This is a genomic window from Trichocoleus sp. DQ-U1 (assembly GCF_039961925.1).
Lineage (GTDB): Bacteria > Cyanobacteriota > Cyanobacteriia > Cyanobacteriales > FACHB-T130 > FACHB-T130.
Window position 1 is genome coordinate 1 of sequence record NZ_JAMPKB010000052.1, and the last position, 20,659, is coordinate 20,659.

Sequence of the window (20,659 nt, forward strand, 5' to 3'; positions counted from 1 at the left end):
AAAATGGTTGATACTTTGCTTGCTACTGCACTTGATTTAGTCAATCCAAAACACCTACGCAACTGGTTCACAAACTGCTGCTACTGTACTTCATGAACTTGCAATCTGCTGTATGACAGACAACTTATTGCTCTCGGCGTCGCCGCCTAGCCGCAGACCGACGTCCTTGCAGCGACACAATTTCTGCTTCGCTACTTTCCCGCGCCACGCGAATCAGCAGCCCAGCGGCAATCAAACTCGCAATCATTGAATTGCCACCATAACTAAACAGCGGCAAGGGCAAACCCGTAGTAGGTAGGACACCAGTCGCAACGCCAATATTTAGTAGTGACTGCCCCACCATCAAAATCATGGCTCCAATCGCCACCAGCCGGTGAATGGGATTTTGCGCCTTTATCGCCACAATTAGCGCCAGCGCCGCATAAGCCATCAGCAGCAACAGCAGCAGCAAACTGCCTGCAAAGCCAAATTCTTCTGCGTACACCGCAAAGATAAAATCGGTGTATTGAATCGGCAAATAAAACAGCTTCTGTTGCGATAGCCCAAAACCAGACCCCCAAGTGCCGCCAGAACCAACTGCCAGCAAACTTTGAATCAGCTGGTATCCGTCTTGCATGGGGTCAGCCCAAGGATTCAAAAAAGACATTATCCGACGACGCTGATATTCTTTCACGCTGATACTGATTGTCGCCAAGAGCACCCCGCCCAGCGCTGTTCCTCCCAAGTAGGAATAAGGCAACCCAGCAGCAAGTGCAATTAGCCACAAAGTCATCCCGCAAAGTGCGGTTGTACTTAAGTTGGGCTGTAGCAAAATTCCCAAAAGCACGCAGCAAAAAATAAACAGCCAGGTCAAGCGGACTTTCCACGTTAGTTTGTCCCAATGCCCAAAAATCCGAGCGCCTTGCAACACCAGGAACGGCTTGATCAACTCAGAGGGTTGAAGTGGAAATGGCCCCAAGGCTATCCAACGGGTTGCGCCATTGGTGGTGGTTCCCACTCCTGGAATCAGGGTGATGAAAATCACTCCCAACAGGAGTATGACAAACCAATCAGCGATTTCTAGAACAGAACGTAGGGGGAAGTTCACCACCAGGTTAAATGCTACTAGCCCCAGGATGACTGAGATGATTTGGCGCTTGAAGTAGTACATCCCATCTCCAAACTCAGCATCTGCGCTGGGATAGGACGCCGAAAATAGCACGACTAACCCGATAAACAGCCAGAGGAAGGTGAGCCACCGCAACAATCTGGCATCTATTGCCCAATCCTGGGCAGAGGAATTAAAAACAGGAATTAGCTGGCGTAAATTCACAGCGACTTGGCGTATAGGTAACATTCAGCGGCAGGGAATCACAAAGCGATCGCTCTGGCGGATGCACGGAGTGCTGCTCGCTCCCCAACATTAGCAGCGGTACCGACCAAAATGATAAGGCGCTTTGCCCTATATCGGTTCATCCGCTCCCGATTTTCTTTGCTTTTCTATAAATCTTTCTGACATCTAACGGCTCAGGCGATCGCTTTCTAAATCAAAAATTTATTAATCTACCCTCTAAATTAAAGCTTTCAAGAAGATTGCTTCACTGACGATCTTTGTATTGAACTTAACCGTATGATTACCGAATCAAAATTCTAAATTTCAGTGGTTTAAGTAAAAACGCGACCTTATTACTTCGTAATATCTATCGCCCCTATTACGTATAATCACGCAGACCACTTAGAGTTTGGATTGAGCAAGCTGAAAAAGCTCAATTAGCCCCCAAGACTACAGAGACGATTCCCTATTTCCTATAAAGTTGAGCGAGATTACTTAGAAATGCAGGTCAAAACTCATCCTCTCAATGTAACGGTGCTGACTGTCCTGGTGTTGGCAGGATTTATCGGCATCGCCTCCATCCTATTAGCTCTCGTCAGCTCATCTTCACTCTACTCATCTACACATCCAGTGGTGATACCTTGGATAGGCGAGCAGCATCGATGTGAGACAAGCGGTAGAACTTGGAGAGAAGAGAGCGAGGAAGAATGCCTGGATTACGAACACAGCGCTGAGTTCTAAAAGAATTTGGCTTAACAGAAATTCCGGAAAAATCCTTGACAAGAAGTCAATAAATGCTTACCTAGCAAACTTTAGTCGTTGTTTTTAATCTAGTTCTTATATGATTCACAAATTACTAGCAACAGAATCGCTCTAGGCGTCTGCTGAAAAAGGGAGCTTCGGGAATCGAAGTGTAGCCTAATAAAACGAATTGCTATCGAAAGCGGCTATTGAGCCACAAAAAAAGAGGTCCTTAAGACCTCTTTGCATTTGAATCTTATCTAAATGTTGAAAATTCCGTAAACAAGCCTATTTCCGCAAATTAAAGTAGACCAGTATTTACTCCTGGCTTACCAGTAGCCAGCTCAACCTTAACGATTTTTCCACCCATTTTCATAATCCGCTGCTGTTCGCGAAACCAATTTTCGTAGGGAACGAGTTTCGTGAAATAAGTGTTTTGCAATTCCCGCTGAGTCCGGATACGGGTCTGGCTGGGAACACAGGCAGTAATTTTAAACATCCGCATGGTTAATTTCTCCTAGTCAGGTGGTGAGGAAATTTTTGATCTCAATCAATCTTTGGATTGGCGTATCTAATTAAGACACCGAAGGCTGGGAGTCAAGAGTCAATACTAGACCGCTAAAACTTATCAACTTAATTCGACAAGCCTTTGACGAGCTAGCATTCACTCCAGACTTCCCAGACTTCACCAGACAAAACGCAGTCGCTTAAAACTTAAGCGATGAACGAGCGCTTACGCTTAGCTCAAGCCAGAGCAGATGTAGTCTAAATAAACGCCCATTTCCTTACCAGCATCAGCACCCACCAAGCTGGCGGTAACTTCTTTCATGGCTTGGATAGATTGCACAGTAGCGGAGATGGGAACACCCAAGGAGTTGTAGGTTTCCTTCAGACCGTTCAGCACGCGCTCATCCAAGATGGATGGGTCGCCAGCCAGCATGGCATAGGTGGAATAGCGGAGGTAGTAGTCCAAGTCGCGGATGCAAGCAGCATAGCGACGGGTGGTGTACATGTTGCCACCGGGACGGGTGATGTCAGAGTACAACAGGGACTTAGCAACCGCTTCCTTAACGATGGTGGCAGCATTAGCGCTAATGGTGGTTGCTGCACGAACGCGTAGTTCGCCAGTGTTGAAATAGCCCTTGAGCTTTTCCAAAGCACCAGTATCAAGGTATTTACCTTGAACGTCAGAGGAATTGATAACAGCAGTAATTGCGTCTTGCATTTTTCTTGTTTCCTTATCTTACGTAGTCAGGTTCTAATCCTTAGCAGGGGAAGGGAAACACCCTACTGCATGGCACCAATCACGTAGTCGAAGTAAGCGCCTGCTTCAGAAGCATCTTCGCCAGACATCATGGAGGAAGCAGCATTCTTCATAGCGCGAACGCCTTCAGCAACTGCGTCAACCGGGGTACCCAGAGACTTGTACATTTCACGAACGCCAACCAAACCGATTTCTTCAATCGGGGTGACATCACCAGCAACGACTCCGTAGGTGATCAGGCGTAGGTAGTAGTCCATATCCCGCAGGCAGGTAGCGGTCATTTCTTCACCGTAAGCGTTGCCACCGGGAGAAACAATATCAGGACGCTTTTGGAACAACTGGTCGCCAGCTTGCTTGACGATGCGCTCGCGAGAGTCGGTCAACGTTTGGGCAATCCGGAGGCGACGCTCACCGGAGGTCACAAAGTTCTTGATCCGGTCTAGTTCGCCTGGGCTAAGATAACGAGCCTCGGCATCAGCATTCACGATGGATTTCGTGACGATACTCATTTGTGGATTCCTCCAATCAAAAGAAAAGTTTTACCAGATGGTTTGAAACTGGCATTCGCCAAGGAATGTGGAAGCCTGTCACTGCTACAAGAATACTTGTTCGGTATCTTTAGCATTTTTCAGTGTAACCATCCGTACACACTGCCTGGGACTCAGCTACCTTCCGCAAATAATTTTGCGGCATTCTGTTCACATTCCAGGTCTCTTCTTAACACTTTTTAATATTGTTCCTCATTTTGGGGCTTTGAGGGCGATCGCAGCGGGTTTCGCTGGGGTCAGTTGGTCATCAAAGAGCGATCGCTTGCTTGGGAGGGGAGCGATCGCTGTCAGGATTTTTGAATTTCTGCACCCCTGAGCATCAATCACCTTTTATTCCCCCTTGTCCTCCAAATCTTCGCGGCTCCATAAAAATGCGATCGCCCATTCCATGCCCTAATCTGTTCTGCTGATTTAGCTTTAGCAGAAACTTTAAGGGATTCAAGTTGTGGACACTAGATGAGCCACTTTACCACAATGCATCTGAACAAGGTTTTGCAGTGCGGTTATTGGGGGAATTTGACCCGAAGAATTTATCTCATTGGAGGATGATCGACAAGATAGCGATCGCCTCTTCTATTTCTATTTCTGTGGTTTCTGGAGCGCTTCTGCGTTTCGATAAACTCCCCGCGTCATCCAGAGCACAGAGCAAAACTTCCGATTCATTAGGAATGGGGAACGGGTCATATTAATCACCCATTCCCCATTCCCGACTCTCGGATTTATCGGCTCAAGCGATTACCGATGTAGGAAGGCGACATATCTGACCAGGATTGTTTCACCAAGTCAGCTGCTGCTTTCACACTGCCCAGATAATTACCCGCTGGCAGGGACGGGAAGCGGTTGTAAGGCACCACATCCTCGCCGAAGTAACGAGCATACTCAGGACTATCCACCATTGCCTCTACAGCCGCCTTCAAGCCGCTATCCGCCAGCAGTTTGTTGTACTGCCGGATTTCACCTTGGGTAGCGGGTGCGCGTCCCAGCAGGTGCCGGAATAGGAACTCAATCACCTTGGTGTTGGGATAGGGGGCATAGAAGCGACGGCGATAGATATCGGAACTCGCCAGACTCTTCACAAACTCGCGCACCGAGATTTCACCGTTGCGGAGTCTGCTATCGAGATCCGAACGGCGCAGTTCCCCAGGAACTTGACCGCTGAAGATATCCATCACCTGACAGTAGATGGCATTAATCACCTGTGCAGATTCACCCTGGTTCATTCCTGGGTTCATCCGGTAAATTCGAGCAGGCTTACGCCGCGATGTCCCAACTCCAACTTCAACGGATTGCCCGTCACCGTTGGTAAAGGAACGACCCAACTCGATAAACAGCGGCTTACTCATGTCGCGCTGACGAGCTTTTGCAGCGATATCTGCGATCGCTTTACCCATCAGCGGCATCTTCGCCACATCCATGCGCGACTGCACCGGCTTGAAGCTGGGAACCACCAAGTCATCATTCTGCTTGGTCAGTTGGTTATACAGCTTCTCGGTATTCGGGAAGTTTGCCGCTGGCAGGGTCGGGAAGCGGTTGTAAGGCACCGTATCTTCTCCAAACGCCTGGGCATACTCTGGGCTATTCACCATTGCGCCCACAAAGCCCCGAAGCCCTTCAGATGCAAGGATCTGGTTATACTTGCGAATTTCTACTTGGTCTAGGGGTGCCCGTCCCAAGAAGTGCTTCGTACCCAACTCGATCACCTTAGTGTTCGGGTAGGGAGTATAGAACTCTTTGATGTAGAGGTCTGAACCTCCCAACGCCTCAATAAATTCCTTGAGGTTGATTTCACCATTCCGCAGCTTGCTTTCAAAGTCGCTGAATTGGTTCTTCACGATATAGGGTTCAATATCGCGCTCGAAAATTTGCCGGTATGCTGCCCGGATTGTGTTTTGCACCAACGCTTTGTCGTTGGTTTCTGTCAGCTTAAAGACCTTGGTTTGCTCGCGCTTCTTGCTGACACCCTGGTTGATGCGGAATTGAATGTCGGGTTCTGTCCGCAGCTGCGTGACTTGACCGAGTTCCACAAAACGAGGGGTTTCTTGCTTCTCAATTTTCAGAGCTGTGTCGGCAATGCTGCCAATCCGAAGGCTACGCAAGCTGACTCCAGCTGGTGTCAGATAGCGCTCGTAAGGAATCGTATCTTCCCCAAATGACTCGCTGTATTCGGGGCTATCGATAATCGCGTCAACCAGGGCGTAGAAGCCTTTTTTGGCGCAAATATCAAAATACTTGTTAGTTTCCTGACGTCCATAGGTGGGACGACCCAACAGACGGCGGTGGATGTATTCAATCGACTTGGTAACGTACAGCGAAGTCCAGTACAACTTGCGGAACAAGTCAGACTTAGCCAGAGCGCGGATGAACTCCCGCACTGTGGTTTCGCCGTTCTCCAGCTTGATTTCCGCCACTTTGAGGCGCTGACCTTCATAGACATCCCGCCCGAATACTTGCAGGTAGGCTGCCTTAATCACCGCTTGGGTGGAACTTTCGGAGTATTTAACGCTGGAATTCTTCACATACCGTTTGAAGGATGTGCCGCCGTTCCCACCTGGGCCGGGGAGTTGATCCAGTTTAAACACCTTCGGACCCAAGGAACCCGGAGCTTTGGGACGAGCTGCTGGGTTGCTCAGTTGGTTGTCAATTCCTGGGCCTTGGCGGATCAGGATGCGACGAGTATCTTTACCAAACGGAGCAGGACGGGTGTTGGGATTCTTGGTTTCTTTGGGGAAGATTGCCCCAAACTGAATTTCCAAGGGGTCGTTGCCGGAACCATACGGATGTTGGTCGGGCAGCGGTCGCTCGTAAGCAGCAAATGTGGTGAGGAACTGCGGTACCTTGCGGAAAGGCGCGCTGTAGTTCAACAAATCTTGCTGCGGTCCCCAGTTGCGACACTCCTGCGCTTCTTGACCTAGACCCCGGATGTAGGGCACGGTTTCTTCGCCGAAGTAGTCGGAATATTCCTTAGAATCCACCAGGGCATCAACGAGACCGGGTAGACCTTTGCTGGAAACAATGGAGAAGTATTCTTGGACTTCTTCACGGCTGGATGGGCCACGACCCAGGAAGTGACGGAATGCCAGTTCCAGAGCGCGACTGTTGATATATGGCTCGTAGAAGTTTTTGCGGTAAAGAGTAGATTTACCCAAGCGGCGGATAAATTCTTTCATTGAGATGTCGCCATTTCTGACCTTGGATTCTAAGTCAGAGATGCCAAGGCTGTAAGCGCGAGTAATGTCGCGCTCAAAGACTTGCCGATAGGCGGCTTTGATGATTTCTTGCTTTTCCGAAGATGACAAACCGGGCTTCATGGCGTACTTGGGACGCCGCTCGGCTGAATTGAAGTAAATTTGGGGCAGTTGCAGACCTTGCTGATCGCCAGAAGGACGCTGCCGCACTTTGTCGGAGGGGGTGGGGGCGCGGAATTCGCTAATCAGCACTTCAAAGTACTGGTTGACAATCGTTGTCCCTTCCTCGTCGCGCCGGAAATAACCCAAGGCGGCTGCCCGCATTTCCTGCAACGCCACAATTGTCGCTTCGCCGGAGCAAGCATTTTCAATGATTTCCCGCAAACCCCGCGTGTTAACCGCGATGATATTGGGGTCTCCGGCAACAATTGCGTAGGTCAGGTAGCGCAAGAACCAGGATAAGTCCCGCAACGACTTTTGCATATTGCCCGGACCGTAGCGGGCAACGTTGATCGGTCTGAAACCCGCTGGGGTAGGACCGCCGCCGCCTGCGCTGAAGAGCGATCGCAACCCCTGCAAAAAGCCACCGCTGCTTTCCACATAGGTGACATTTCCCAGCGCCATCCCTTGTTTGACATCCGGAACGTTCGCCGTCACCAATTCGGGTTCGCGAGGCTTTTCTAAGAAAGCCATCGGGGAACCCCCGACGAAAATGCGGTTGGCAGCACGGGACACAATCAGGTCTGCATTTTGGGTGAGCGTTTGAGCAATCTCAAGACGCTTGCTGCCGGAACTGAAATAGCTCTTCAGTTCATCCAGCTCACCTCTCCCTAAGAAGCGGTCTTGTTGTTCCGCTTGCGAAATAGTTGCAACTGGTACTGTTTGATATAGTTGCGGACGCGCAACTGAGCTTCCACCACTTGCCTTAACACTCATTGGATCTCAAAAGCTCCCTATCTAAATCGTCACTGCGTTAAACATGACCAGAGTGCCACTGATGAATGATGAATTGTGAAGGTTGAGGGATTAAAGTTAACCAACCGCCACGGGAGCGACTGACCCGGAGAAAGTGGCTTTTTCCCTACGGCTTATGGCTTATCAACTTCATTCTTGCGCCTTCAACATCTCAGCGTTCATCTTTGAGCCTTTATCCTTTAACTGCCTGGGGTTAATCAGCTCAGTTTTTAGATTAAAACTTTTCGGGCTTCTCAGACTGGTTTGTTAAAAAGTGTGTAGAACCCTATCTAGGTGTTCACAAGGTCATAATACTAAATGGCGGCAGATTCCCTGAGAAGAGCGATAAGTTTTGTTACTTAAGACGCCGTCTACCTACAGATGACCTGCCCGGACATCTCTAACTTTACCCTTTAACGTGATATGGAAATCAGGCAGGATATCAGTTCCGCCGTCCAACGACTTTACGATACTTACCCTTTTCCACCAGAACCTCTGCTGGATAGTCCGCCTCCCGGCTACAACTGGCGCTGGAATTGGCTAGCCGCTTATCATTTTTGCACCCATCAAACACCCCAAAAGCAGGATGTCCGCATTTTAGATGCCGGATGTGGCACGGGTGTAGGAACAGAGTACCTAGTTCACCTCAATCCGGCGGCTCAAGTGGTGGGAATTGATTTGAGTTCGGGCGCTTTGGAAGTGGCACGAGAGCGTTGTCGCCGTTCTGGGGCAAATCGCGTCGAGTTTCATCACAAGAGTTTATATGACGCGCAGGAACTACCGGGTGAGTTTGATTTAATCAATTGTGTTGGGGTTTTGCATCATTTGCCCGACCCGATTCGGGGAATTCAATCCCTAGTGGCGAAGTTAGCGCCGGGAGGCTTGATGCATATTTTCGTTTATGCTGAGCTGGGGCGCTGGGAAATCCAGTTGATGCAAAAAGCGATCGCACTGCTTCAAGGCGAACGGCGAGGCGACTACCGCGATGGCGTTCAGGTGGGGCGTCAAATATTTGCCGCTTTGCCAGAAAATAATCGGCTTGTCAAGCGAGAAAAAGAGCGCTGGTCTTTAGAAAATCAGCGGGATGAGTGTTTTGCAGATATGTACGTTCATCCCCAGGAAATCGACTACAACATCGACACTCTTTTTGAACTCATTGATGCTTCAGGTTTGGATTTTGTTGGTTTTTCTAATCCCAAAAACTGGGAATTAGAGCGACTCTTGGGGAAAAATCCAGATTTGCTCAAACGGGCAAAAAAATTAAGCGATCGCGAACGTTATCGTTTAATCGAATTATTAGACCCAGAAGCAGTCACTCACTACGAATTTTTCCTAGCACGTCCTCCCCTATCCAAAGCAGATTGGTCATCGGATGAGGCACTGTTAGCAGCCATTCCAACGCGAAACCCATGCATGGATGGATGGCCTAGCCGCTGTCTGTTTAACTACGATTATCAGATTGTCAATTTGTCAGAGGGAGAGTTTGGATTTTTGCAAGCGTGTGATCTGAACTCAGAAAAACGTCGAAGCATAAAAGAAATTTTGGCGAGTGTTTCGTTAGAGTTGGATCTTGTGCGATCGCTCTTGGAACGACAGCTAATTATGCTGACACCGAGTTAACAAATCGGTAATTGTTAATGGGTAATAGGAAATTCATGACGATTCATTCCCTATTACCTATTCCCATTGCCAATATTTCATATATCAATTCAGCTTGCCTTACATTAGTTACCCTGGTTTGGCTGGGGGTTCCTTGGTTCTGCTTCCCAAATGATCTCTCGTTTTGGCTCTTCGTTGTTGTCGTCTGGACTCTCAGCAGGCGTTGGTTCTGGGATTTCCGCAGGAGTCTCAGCAGGGATTTGATTTTGTGGTTCTTCTGGAATCTCAGCAGGCGTTGGTTCTGGAACTTCAGCAGGAGTCTCAGCAGGGATTTGATTTTGTGGTTCTTCCGGAGTCTCAGCAGGCGTTGGTTCTTGGACTTCAGCAGGAGTCTCAGCAGGTGTTTCAGAAGGCGCTTCATCTCCTGCTTCAAACTCAATTGTAATAATCGGTTTAGCCTCCTGATAGATAAAGGCTTCCATATCTCCTATAGGATTTCGGGCACTGTTAAGGCTGTCACCATCGTAGGGGGGAGTGCCATTGAAGAATTTTTCCAGCCGGTAGGTTTGAGCCACGGCTGGTGAACTGATAAAGGCACTTAATCCAATGATGCAGATTAACCCTTGAGTTTGAGGTTTCATTTAACCAATACCTCCTCAACTACAGCTACCTGTAGTCTATATAACCACCAAAATTAAACGAAGTTTCCAGTGTATATCCTTTAGTGACTTCTGTAAAACTTGAACAAAAAAATTAGTTCAGATGGAACCGGCAACGGGAAAGACGTGATTGTAATCCTTTAAGTATTTTTTCAGCATCAAAGAATATTTTGATATCGTCAAGAACAAGGTTCGCAGGCCTTGCTAATGGAGACGACTGCCCCTAAAACAATAGGAAATATAGCAGTTGTAAATGATTCTTGAAGATGGGATTCGCGACTTCTCTCAGCAGTCGCCCATGCGAACCTTTGTAAAAAAAACAATTCCCCTAACTTCCTCGATTAAGGGAAAATTAGGGGAATCAATTGTGTAAAAAATGCAATTATAAAAATATTAACCCTCAACCTTTACCTAGAGCCAATAAAAACTGAGGGCATGATTATAACTTGCATGACTACCTTATTGAACCTGGTTGGTAGGGCTGGTTCGTGGGTCTTGCATCTCTTTGTAACTGGCTTTCCGACTGATTAGGATTGTTGTTTTCTGGTTCTGTTAAGTTGCGATTGGTTGCCGGTGTCGCATTCTGAGTTGATTCCCGAACCTCGCTATCATCGTTAGAGGTTTCCCGATTTCCAGTCGGGTTGCGGGGTTCAATAACGTCGTCGCCCGTATATGGGGGGAGACCATTGAAAAAGTCTTGTAACGGTGTGTTTTGAGCTACGGCTGGGGAACTGATGAGGGCAGTTAATCCCAGGATGCCAATCAACCACTGGGTTTTAAATTTCATTTGACTAATACTTCCTTAACTATGCGTATCCTACTACTCAAGTTAAGCAAGTTTGCTTTTTGTAACCTCTAGCTGCCGACGTACCACCTGAGATGAAAACTCAGCCAGATAGAACCAGCCAAGGAAAGCGATCGCTACTACACCCAGATCGCTACTGTACCCATTTGATAATTCTTCTGGCGTCACAAACCGATGGCGAGGCGATCGCTCCTTGACACTTCTATTTCTGGAGTGTTCTGTGCGGTTCGTTTTTTAGGAGTCCAAGAGAAGTGCTATAGACGCGCCTTTCCCGTGTGGGCTAAGACAGTAGATGTCGCTGCACACTTCTCGAAAAACCGCTATGCGCTCTCAAGTCGGACTCCGCGCCTTCATCACCTTTCTGGCTACTATTCTGAGTGTCGATTTGGGATTTCCAACTGTAGATTGGCAATTCATCCAAAATTCAAAATTTTCTAGCGCCATCCAAAATTCTCAGGCGTTGGCTCAAACCCCCGCTGAGCGAGAAGCCGAAGCCGATCGGTTGCTAGAGCAAGGGATTGAGCAGCAAAAGAAGGGTCAATTTAGAGCTTCCTTACAGTCTGGACAAGAAGCATTGAAGATTTACCGAGAAATCGCCGATAAGAAGGGAGAGGGGGCGGTTCTTAACAATTTGGGAGAAGCTTATCGATCGTTGGGTGACTATACACGAGCGATTGAGTTCTATCAACAAAGTTTAGCTGTGGATCGTTCCCTCGGCAATCGCAAGGGAGAGTCATACGTTCTAAATAATTTGGGCATTGTTCATCATCATTTGGGCGATTATGCCAAAGCAATTGATTACTTTGAGCAACGTTTAACGATTGCGCGAGAAATCCGCGATCGCTCCGGAGAACAAGGCGCTCTGGGAAATATAGGGATTGTCTTCTATTCCCTAGGAAATTATGTCAAAGCGATTGATTTCCATCGACAGAGTTTAGCGATCGCGCGAGAACTTGGCGATCGCTCTGGGGAAGGTGCATCTCTGAATAATTTGGGCATCGCTTACGATTCTCTAGGCGACTATTCACGAGCTATTAATTACTATCAACAGCGTTTACCGCTGGCGCGAGAGTTAGGTGAGCGTCACGCAGAGGGGCAAGTTCTGGGGAATCTAGGCGTTGCTTACATGGATTTGAGGGATTATCCCAAAGCAATTGAGTATCTGCAACAGCGAATCGCGATCGCGCGGGAAATTGGCGATCGCTTAGGGGAAGCAACAGCACTGGGAAATTTAGGTAATGCTTACACTTCCTTGGGCGACTATGCCAAGGCAATTGATTATCAGCAGCAGCGGATCGCGATCGCGCAGCAAATTGGCGACATCGAAGGCGAAGGAACGGCGCTAAACAATTTGGGAGTGGCGCTTCGCCGATCGGGCAAGCTTGCAGAAGCCGAAAAAACCCTAGGCGCAGGAATTCAAATTTGGGAATCGCTTCGGCAAAAATTGGGGAATAACGATACTTACAAAGTGTCAGTTTTTGAACAGCAAGCCAAAACTTACCGTCTGCTGCAACAAGTCCTCATCGCCCAAAATAAGATAAATGAAGCGTTGGAAATTGCCGAACGGGGTCGAGCGCGGGCATTTGTGGAGTTATTGATGACGCGCGTTGCTTCACCCAATGCTCTAACAACCATTACTCCACCCAACATTCAGAAAATTCAACAAATCGCCAAAGAACAAAATGCCACACTGGTTGAGTATTCAATTATCGTCGATAGTTTAGAAAAAAAAATCGAGAACAAATCGAAGAATCAAAACTCTATATTTGGGTCGTCAAGCCCACAGGTGAAGTGAGTTTTCGCTCCTCTAACCTTAAACCTCTGTGGCAGCAACAGAATACAGACCTGGCAAAGCTTGTTGTCAATAGTCGAGAATCAATTGGTGTCAGAGGTCGCGGGTTGAGTGTTGTTAGCAAAGTAGATGAAACAAGCCAAGCCAAACAATTACAACAACTTCATCAGCTACTAATTCAACCAATTACCGATCTGTTGCCAAAAGAGGCAAATGCCCGTGTCGTTTTTATTCCTCAAACATCTTTATTTTTGGTTCCCTTTGCCGCTCTGCAAGACAGTTCTGGCAAATACTTAATTGAACAACACACCATCCTGACTGCACCCTCGATTCAGGTACTGGATTTAACTCGGCAGCAAAAACAACGTGTAGAGACGCGAAATTTAGCCTCTCGACAAAACCCGAATGTATTAGTTGTTGGCAATCCCAATATGCCCAATGTTTCTCTTAAGCGGGGAGAATCGCCTCAAAAATTGTCAACTCTCCCTGGTGCAGAACGGGGAGCTTTAGCGATCGCTACTCTACTTAATACCAAAGCTCTCATTGGCAACTCTGCCAATGAATCTGCGGTTGTCCAGCAAATGTCTAAAGCAAAAATGATTCATCTTGCGACTCACGGGTTGCTGGATGATTTTCAGCGTAGCGGAGTACCGGGAGCGATCGCCCTGGCTCCTTCGGGTAAAGATGATGGGTTACTTACTGCCACCGAAATCCTGAATCTCAAGCTCAATGCCGAGTTAGTTGTCTTGAGTGCTTGCGACACTGGGCAAGGTATACTCACCGGCGATGGTGTGATTGGACTGTCTCGCTCTTTAATTACTGCGGGTGTCCCCAGTGTCATCGTCACTTTGTGGGCGATACCCGATAATCCTTCTGCCTTGTTGATGACCGAATTTTATCAAGATCTGCAACAAAACTCCGATAAAGCACAAGCTTTGCGAAGCGCGATGCTGACGACGATGAAACAATATCCTGACCAACCCAGTGCTTGGGCTGCATACACGTTGATTGGGGAAGCTGAATAACCCGAAAACAATCAGATAGCCTCTGTTGCTGCTGCGATCGCATTCTTGATTCTGATGACGATACTCTCGCATCAACCGATAACTAGACGCGCCTAATTGCCGTAGGTTAAAACAGCGATCGCATCCTTGCACCTTCTCCCCTAATAACTGTGCGTTTCCAAATCAGACTCCTCAGCGCGATCGCTCTTTTGACATCTGCTGCAACGCCGTTCCCGCCTAATTTTCCAGCGCTATTTCCCACAACACAGGCGTTAGCGCAAACCCCAGATGCTCGGAAAGCCGAAGCAGACCAACTACTTGTGCAAGGTATTCAGCAGGCTCAGACCAGTCAATTTGAGGCGGCATTACAGTCTTGGCAACAAGCACTCAGTCTCTATCGGGAAATTAAAAACCGTTTGGGGGAGGGACAATCCCTAGGCAATTTGGGAAATGCTTACCGTTACCTAGGAGATTACGCCAAAGCGATTGATTACCACCAGCAGAGTTTAGCGATCATGCGGGAAATTAAAGACCGTTTGGGGGAGGGGAAATCCCTAGGCAATTTGGGAAATGCTTACGATTCTTTGGGAGATTACGCTAAGGCGATTGAGTACCACCAGCAGTATTTAGCCATCACGCGAGAAATTAAAGACCGTTTGGGGGAGGGAGGTGCGCTGGGCAATCTGGGAGTTACCTACAAAAATCTAGGAGATTACGCCAAGGCGATTGATTACTACCAGCAGAGTTTGGCAATTAAGCGGGAAATCAAAGACCGTTTGGGGGAGGGGGCATCCTTAGCCAATTTGGGAAATGCTTACTTTTATCTGGGAGATTACGCCAAAGCGATTGATTACCAGCAGCAGCATTTAGCCATCGCACGGGAAATTAAAAACCGTTTGGGGGAGGGGGCATCTCTAGGCAGTCTAGGAAATGCTTACTCTTCCCTAGGAGATTACGCCAAAGCGATTGACTATTACCAGCAGCATTTAGCTATTGCGCGGGAAATTAAACACCGTTTGGGGGAGGGAAGTGCGCTGGGTAATTTGGGACTGGCTTACAATTCTTTAGGAGAATACGCCAAGGCAATTGATTACCACCAGCAGCATTTAGCCATCGCACGAGAAATCAAAGACCGCCAAGGCGAGGGGCAATCCCTAGACAATCTGGGAATTGCCTACAAAAACCTAGGAGAATACGCCAAGGCGATTGATTACCACCAGCAGCGTTTAGCCATTGCACGGGAAATTAAAGATCGTTTGGGTGAGGGGCAATCTCTAGCCAATCTGGGACTGGCTTTTCAGGAATCTGGCAATCTCTCTCAAGCCGAAAAAACCCTCCGCGCTGGAATTGAGGTATACAAATCTCTACGGGAACGATTGGGTGGCAATGATGCCTACAAAGTGTCAATTTTTGAGCAGCAAGCTCGCACCTATCGTCTGCTGCAACAAGTCCTGATTGCCCAAAATCAACCCACAGAGGCTCTAGAAGTTGCGGAAAGCGGTCGTGCCAGGGCATTTGTGGAGCTACTGGCGACACGCTTCTCATCCCCTTCCTCTACTCAGGCGAATATCTCTACCAATCCACCCAACACCCAGCAAATTCAACAAATCGCCAAACAACAAAATGCCACCCTGGTTGAATATTCGATTATTTATGACGACTTCAAGATTCAAGGTAAACAAGAAGCTCGCGAATCAGAACTCTATATTTGGGTAATCCCACCCTCAGGCAAAGTAGCTTTTCGTCGTGTTGACCTTAAACCCCTGTGGCAGCAGCAAAATACAAGCCTTGAAAAACTTGTTATCAACAGCCGCGAATCGATGGGTGTCAGAGGTCGCGGCTTGAGCATCATCACTAGATTGGATGAAACTAGCCAAACTAATCGATTACAGCAACTCCATCAACTACTAATTAAACCCATTGCCGACTTCCTGCCTGCTGACCCCAATGCCCGCCTTATCTTTATTCCTCAAGAATCCCTGTTCTTGGTTCCCTTTGCTGCCCTCCAAGATACCAGCAATAAATACCTCATCGAACAACACACTATCCTCACGGCTCCCTCAATTCAGGTACTGGCATTAACCCGTCAGCAACGCCAACGGGTTCCAGTGTCCGCGAAAGATGTTCTAGTGGTTGGCAATCCCACGATGCCTAGCCTTGCCCCAAAAATTGGAGAAAAGGCTCAACCGCTTTCTCCCCTACCGGGTGCCGAGAAGGAAGCGATTGAGATTGCTCGTCTCCTGAACACGAAAGCTCTAACTGGGAAACAAGCCACTGAATCCGCAGTTGTTCAGAAGCTACCCACAGCAAAAATGATTCATCTGGCAACTCACGGATTGCTGGATGATTTTCAGCGTAGCGGAGTACCGGGAGCGATCGCCCTGGCTCCTTCTGGTCAAGAGGACGGGTTACTCACCGCCAGCGAAATCCTCAATCTCAAGCTCAATGCCGAGTTAGTTGTCTTGAGTGCTTGCGACACTGGGCAAGGTAAGCTGACTGGCGATGGCGTGATTGGATTGTCTCGCTCTTTAATTACTGCGGGTGTCCCCAGTGTCATCGTCACTTTGTGGGCGATACCCGATAATCCTTCTGCCTTGTTGATGACCGAATTTTATCAAAATCTGCAACAAAACTCCGATAAAGCGCAAGCTTTGCGAAGTGCGATGCTGACGACGATGAAACAATATCCCAACCAACCCAGCGCTTGGGCTGCATACACGTTGATTGGGGAAGCTGAGTAAAAAGCTAGGGAGAACAGCCGCAAGCTTCTACAACAAGGGGCGGAGCGATATCCACGCTGATACCTAAAATGCTTCCTAAATGAGAACTCATGAGTATGAATGCGAAAAAGGCTTCTTGGATGAGAACTCATGAGCATGAATGCGATCGCTACCAGAGAGAACCTTTTAATTTGCTGACATCGACTTAATTCTTTTTTAAGTAATGTTACCTCTGCATGGTATATTCAAAATGTTTGGTTCTGACCTGTAGTAGTCAGACCAAATAGCACAAGCTGAAACACATCAGTTGTGAACTTGTCAAACGAATCTCAAACAACCACGCCGACCACCGAGGAGTTACCACAAACTGGTTCGCCTGTATCAGAACCAGATGGCTCCATGCAAGAGTACTACCAACTTCAACAAGAGTTGTTGCTGACTACACTTGCTTTGAGCGGGATTATTTTTATCTCCGTCTGGATTTTTTACTCTCTCAACATTGCCCTGAATTACTTGATAGGGGCGTGCACATGTGTGGTTTACTTGAGGATGTTGGCTAAAGACGTTGAGCGACTTGGCGCAGAGAAACAGCGTCTGAGTAAGACTCGGTTTGCTCTGTTTATTGGGTTGATTATAATCGCAACCCAAGTGAATAAGCTACAGATTCTGCCCGTTTTTTTGGGATTTCTGACTTATAAAGCCTCCCTCATCGTCTATATGCTTCGGACTTTGTTTCCCCCGGACGCTCGATAGGTTGGACAGTGTTAGAATTCTCCACTCTTTAATCCCTGGAGAACCCTCATTGAATGGAAATGCTAAGTATTCTTTCCGCCTTTAATTCATTCCCTCTCGCCAAACTAGAAGTTGGTCATCACCTTTATTGGCAAGTGGGAAATCTTAAGATTCACGGGCAAGTTTTTCTAACTTCCTGGGTTGTTATTGGTATTCTTCTGCTTGCCTCGTTAGCTGCAACTCGGAATATTCAGAGAATTCCTAAAGGTATCCAAAACTTCATGGAATATGCTCTAGAATTCATTCGAGATCTGGCTAGAAACCAGCTTGGCGAGAAAGAATACCGTCCGTGGGTGCCATTTATTGGCACGCTGTTTCTGTTTATCTTTGTCTCAAACTGGTCTGGCGCATTAGTTCCCTGGAAGCTAATTCACCTTCCAGAAGGAGAACTAGCAGCTCCCACTAATGACATCAATACCACAGTGGCACTGGCATTGCTAACTTCTTTAGCGTATTTTTACGCAGGTTTTAGCAAGCGGGGTTTAGGGTACTTTAAAAAGTATATTGAGCCGACACCGATCCTATTACCCATTGCCATTTTAGAAGATTTCACAAAGCCCCTTTCCCTCAGCTTCCGTTTATTTGGCAACATTCTGGCGGATGAACTGGTAGTAGCAGTATTAGTGCTACTGGTTCCCCTGTTTATTCCTCTGCCAGTTATGGCGTTGGGGCTATTTACCAGTGCCATTCAAGCTTTAGTGTTTGCCACCTTAGCAGCTGCATACATTCATGAAGCGATGGAGGGGCATGGTGATGAAGGGCATGAGGAGCATTAACCTTTTTTAGGGTAGGAAGAAGGATATAAGATGAATAAAATCATCCCTCCTTCTCCATATCGCCTTCGGGATGCCCTCAGTTGATAGAATTTGAGATTTGGGATTTAAGATTAAAAATCTTGACTCAAAACTCAACACTTGTAAGGGCGCGGCATTGCCGTGTCTCTACTCGAAACTCTCTGTTGTTTGTTCTGTACTTCAAGGTAAGGAAATAATCATGGATCCATTGGTTTCTGCTGCTTCAGTTCTGGCTGCTGCTCTCGCAATTGGTTTAGCTGCAATTGGCCCTGGTATCGGTCAAGGAAATGCTGCTGGTCAAGCAGTCGAAGGTATTGCTCGTCAGCCAGAAGCAGAAGGGAAAATTCGCGGCACCTTGCTGTTAACCCTGGCTTTCATGGAATCCCTTACCATTTATGGTCTGGTGATTGCCCTAGTTCTGTTGTTTGCTAACCCCTTCGCTTAACATTTTTTGTTTGAGTAGAGACGTGGTTAACCACGTCTCTACTCAAACGAAGTTTTTAGTGTCCAGTCCTGTTGATGTAAGTTGAACCCCTTGCCTAGAGGGTATAGAGAATATGACAAGTGAGATAATTTTGCTTGCAATTAAAACTGCTGTTCAAGCATAAAGAGGGAAGAAATGTTTGATTTCGACGCTACCTTGCCCTTGATGGCAGTGCAGTTTCTGCTATTGGCAGCGGTATTAAATGTGGTTTTCTATAAGCCACTGACTAAAGTGCTAGACGAGCGCGACGATTACATCAGATCGAATGAGATGGGTGCGCGGGAACGCTTGGCAAAAGCTGAGCAGTTAGCAAAGCAATATGAGCAACAGCTAGCGGATACCCGCAGGCAGTCTCAAGCGCTGATTGCAAATGCTCAAGCCGATGCCCAGAAAATAGGCGCTCAACAAGTAGCTGAGGCACAGCAAGAAGCTGTTGCAAAACGAGAACAGGCGTCTATAGAGATTGGGCAGCAAAAGCAAGAAGCTTTGCAATCTCTAGAAACCCAGGTGGACGAACTGAGTCGCCAAATTCTGGAAAAAATATTGGGACAGCAGCTGGTCAATAGATAGAGAGCTTGAAGGAAAAGCTGTCATTAGTCATTAGTCATTAGTCATTAGACCAAAGCCAATGACTGATGACGAATGACCAACTTCATACTTCAATGGGATGGGTATCATGGGGACTTTTTTCTTATTAGCCGAGGTGGCTCACTCAGCTGGCGCTGAATTAGCAGAGGCAGAGGGGCATCATGGTTTCGGTTTAAATCCGGACATTTTTGAAGCCAATCTAATTAACCTGGCAATTCTTATTGGTGTACTGTTTTACTTTGGACGTAACTTATTAGGAAATATCCTAAGCGAGCGTCGTGCAAGGATTGAAACGGCGATTAGAGAAGCAGAGCAACGCCAGAAAGAGGCAGCAGCTGCACTCTCTGATGCCCAGCAGAAATTAACTCAGGCTCAAGCGGAGGCAGAACGAATCCGCAAAGATGCTGAAGAAAGTGCGAAGGCAGCGAGAGAAGCCATTTTGGCGAAAGCAGCAATGGATGTCGAGCGCTTGCACAGAACAGCTGTTGCCGATTTGAACACTGAAAGGGAGCGAGCGATCGCTGAACTCAGAGCGCAAGTTTCTGCAATGGCGTTGCAGCGCGTTGAATCGCAACTCAAAAGCCAATTGGATGATGCTGCTCAACAACAATTAATTGACAGCAGCATCGCTAGTGTAGGAGGTCGCTGATGAAAGGTAGTATGGTTAGCGGTGAAATCGTAGAGCCGTATGCAGAGGCATTAATGTCCTTGGCTCAGTCGCAGAACCAGACAGAGCGGTTTGGCGAAGATGTACGATCTTTGTTGGGAGTCCTAGAAAGTTCTGAGGATCTACAGCATTTTCTGGGCAATCCAGTTGTAAGCGCTGAAAATAAAAAAGCGGTATTGCAGCAAATTGCTGGCGATGGACTTCACCCCTACATCCTCAACTTTTTGATGTTGCTGGTAGAGAGGCGACGTATCCTCTTTCTAGAGGGAATTTGCAAACAGTTCCAGGCACTTCTGCGGAAGCTGAATCAGACTGTTCTAGCAGAAGTTATCTCAGCGGTAGAACTGTCGGAGTCTCAGCAGCAAGCCATCGGTGAAAAAGTAAAAGCGATTAGCGGTGCCCAGCAAGTAGAACTCGATACCAAACTCGATCCAGATTTAATCGGTGGTGTCATCATCAAAGTGGGGTCTCAGGTATTGGATGCCAGTTTGCGAGGACAACTGCGCCGTATTGGCATACGCCTGAACAGTGCCGCCTAAAGTTGAAAGTTGAGAGTTGGAAAGGTAAGCAGTTTGTCGGTGGAAACTTTTCAGATGTTTGCAAGTTAAGCAAGTGAAATTTGCAAATCTTAACTTCTAATGTTCAACCTACCACCGCCAAAATAGAGAGCTTCAACCTTTAAGCTACCCTTCGAGAAGGGATTCTTCTTAAAACCTTCAACCTTTAACACAAACCCTTTCCTCCTTTAACA

Annotated in this window: 20 protein-coding genes; 12 read left to right on the plus strand and 8 right to left on the minus strand. The window is 47.5% G+C overall.

Annotated elements, in window-relative coordinates; genetic code table 11:
* Positions 1-124: 124 nt before the first annotated feature.
* Entirely contained in the window at positions 125-1,312 is a 1,188-nt protein-coding gene (locus NDI34_RS19460) for an FtsW/RodA/SpoVE family cell cycle protein (protein ID WP_348233578.1), read from the minus strand.
* A gap of 501 nt (positions 1,313-1,813) precedes the next feature.
* On the opposite strand from NDI34_RS19460, the gene NDI34_RS19465 reads away from it, so the two are divergent.
* The gene (locus tag NDI34_RS19465; protein ID WP_190411192.1) at positions 1,814-2,053 is read left to right on the plus strand and encodes a hypothetical protein; all 240 of its coding nucleotides are present in this window, start codon (positions 1,814-1,816) and stop codon (positions 2,051-2,053) included.
* Positions 2,054-2,354: 301 nt separating this feature from the next.
* Here the strand turns inward: NDI34_RS19465 and NDI34_RS19470 are convergent, their stop codons facing one another.
* From NDI34_RS19470 to NDI34_RS19490, 5 genes are all read right to left on the minus strand, one after another.
* The gene (locus tag NDI34_RS19470; RefSeq protein ID WP_190411193.1) at positions 2,355-2,558 is read right to left on the minus strand and encodes a phycobilisome linker polypeptide; all 204 of its coding nucleotides are present in this window, start codon (positions 2,556-2,558) and stop codon (positions 2,355-2,357) included.
* 234 nt (positions 2,559-2,792) lie between these two features.
* Positions 2,793-3,278, minus strand: a complete 486-nt coding sequence (apcB, locus tag NDI34_RS19475) for an allophycocyanin subunit beta (RefSeq protein ID WP_190411194.1) — start codon at positions 3,276-3,278, stop codon at positions 2,793-2,795.
* Positions 3,279-3,340: 62 nt separating this feature from the next.
* Entirely contained in the window at positions 3,341-3,826 is a 486-nt protein-coding gene (gene apcA / locus NDI34_RS19480) for an allophycocyanin subunit alpha (RefSeq protein WP_190411195.1), read from the minus strand.
* 231 nt (positions 3,827-4,057) lie between these two features.
* Entirely contained in the window at positions 4,058-4,192 is a 135-nt protein-coding gene (locus NDI34_RS19485; RefSeq protein WP_277877513.1) for a hypothetical protein, read from the minus strand.
* A 392-nt stretch (positions 4,193-4,584) separates the two neighbouring features.
* Positions 4,585-7,986 (minus strand): phycobilisome rod-core linker polypeptide, encoded by a 3,402-nt coding sequence (locus NDI34_RS19490; protein ID WP_190411196.1) that lies wholly within the window; start codon positions 7,984-7,986, stop codon positions 4,585-4,587.
* 441 nt (positions 7,987-8,427) lie between these two features.
* Between NDI34_RS19490 and NDI34_RS19495 the strand changes: the two genes are divergently transcribed.
* On the plus strand, positions 8,428-9,624 hold the full coding sequence (locus NDI34_RS19495) for a class I SAM-dependent methyltransferase (RefSeq protein ID WP_190987246.1): 1,197 nt from the start codon (positions 8,428-8,430) through the stop codon (positions 9,622-9,624).
* A 104-nt stretch (positions 9,625-9,728) separates the two neighbouring features.
* Here the strand turns inward: NDI34_RS19495 and NDI34_RS19500 are convergent, their stop codons facing one another.
* Positions 9,729-10,244: a hypothetical protein gene (locus NDI34_RS19500; RefSeq protein ID WP_348233561.1), complete on the minus strand. Its 516-nt coding sequence runs from the start codon at positions 10,242-10,244 to the stop codon at positions 9,729-9,731.
* A gap of 472 nt (positions 10,245-10,716) precedes the next feature.
* Positions 10,717-11,049, minus strand: coding sequence for a hypothetical protein (locus tag NDI34_RS19505; RefSeq protein WP_348233562.1), 333 nt, complete (start codon positions 11,047-11,049; stop codon positions 10,717-10,719).
* 92 nt (positions 11,050-11,141) lie between these two features.
* On the opposite strand from NDI34_RS19505, the gene NDI34_RS19510 reads away from it, so the two are divergent.
* The 10 genes from NDI34_RS19510 (at position 11,142) to atpH (ending at position 20,447) form a co-directional block, all read left to right on the plus strand.
* Entirely contained in the window at positions 11,142-11,264 is a 123-nt protein-coding gene (locus NDI34_RS19510; protein WP_348233563.1) for a hypothetical protein, read from the plus strand.
* A 125-nt stretch (positions 11,265-11,389) separates the two neighbouring features.
* Positions 11,390-12,862, plus strand: a complete 1,473-nt coding sequence (locus tag NDI34_RS19515) for a tetratricopeptide repeat protein (RefSeq protein ID WP_348233564.1) — start codon at positions 11,390-11,392, stop codon at positions 12,860-12,862.
* Positions 12,859-13,884: a CHAT domain-containing protein gene (locus tag NDI34_RS19520; protein WP_348233565.1), complete on the plus strand. Its 1,026-nt coding sequence runs from the start codon at positions 12,859-12,861 to the stop codon at positions 13,882-13,884. Before NDI34_RS19515 ends, NDI34_RS19520 begins: the two co-directional genes overlap by 4 nt.
* A 149-nt stretch (positions 13,885-14,033) precedes the next feature.
* Positions 14,034-16,604, plus strand: a complete 2,571-nt coding sequence (locus NDI34_RS19525; RefSeq protein WP_348233566.1) for a tetratricopeptide repeat protein — start codon at positions 14,034-14,036, stop codon at positions 16,602-16,604.
* Between the two features lie 288 nt (positions 16,605-16,892).
* On the plus strand, positions 16,893-17,336 hold the full coding sequence (locus tag NDI34_RS19530) for an ATP synthase subunit I (RefSeq protein ID WP_190411201.1): 444 nt from the start codon (positions 16,893-16,895) through the stop codon (positions 17,334-17,336).
* Between the two features lie 53 nt (positions 17,337-17,389).
* Entirely contained in the window at positions 17,390-18,151 is a 762-nt protein-coding gene (gene atpB, locus NDI34_RS19535) for a F0F1 ATP synthase subunit A (protein ID WP_190411202.1), read from the plus strand.
* A gap of 217 nt (positions 18,152-18,368) precedes the next feature.
* Entirely contained in the window at positions 18,369-18,614 is a 246-nt protein-coding gene (gene atpE / locus NDI34_RS19540) for an ATP synthase F0 subunit C (protein ID WP_015112744.1), read from the plus strand.
* 174 nt (positions 18,615-18,788) lie between these two features.
* Positions 18,789-19,223, plus strand: a complete 435-nt coding sequence (locus tag NDI34_RS19545) for a F0F1 ATP synthase subunit B' (RefSeq protein WP_190411203.1) — start codon at positions 18,789-18,791, stop codon at positions 19,221-19,223.
* A gap of 97 nt (positions 19,224-19,320) precedes the next feature.
* On the plus strand, positions 19,321-19,890 hold the full coding sequence (locus NDI34_RS19550) for a F0F1 ATP synthase subunit B (protein WP_190411204.1): 570 nt from the start codon (positions 19,321-19,323) through the stop codon (positions 19,888-19,890).
* Positions 19,890-20,447 carry an ATP synthase F1 subunit delta gene (atpH, locus tag NDI34_RS19555; RefSeq protein ID WP_190411205.1) on the plus strand — a complete coding sequence of 186 codons (558 nt, stop codon included), beginning with the start codon at positions 19,890-19,892 and terminating at the stop codon, positions 20,445-20,447. Before NDI34_RS19550 ends, atpH begins: the two co-directional genes overlap by 1 nt.
* Positions 20,448-20,659 lie beyond the last annotated feature (212 nt).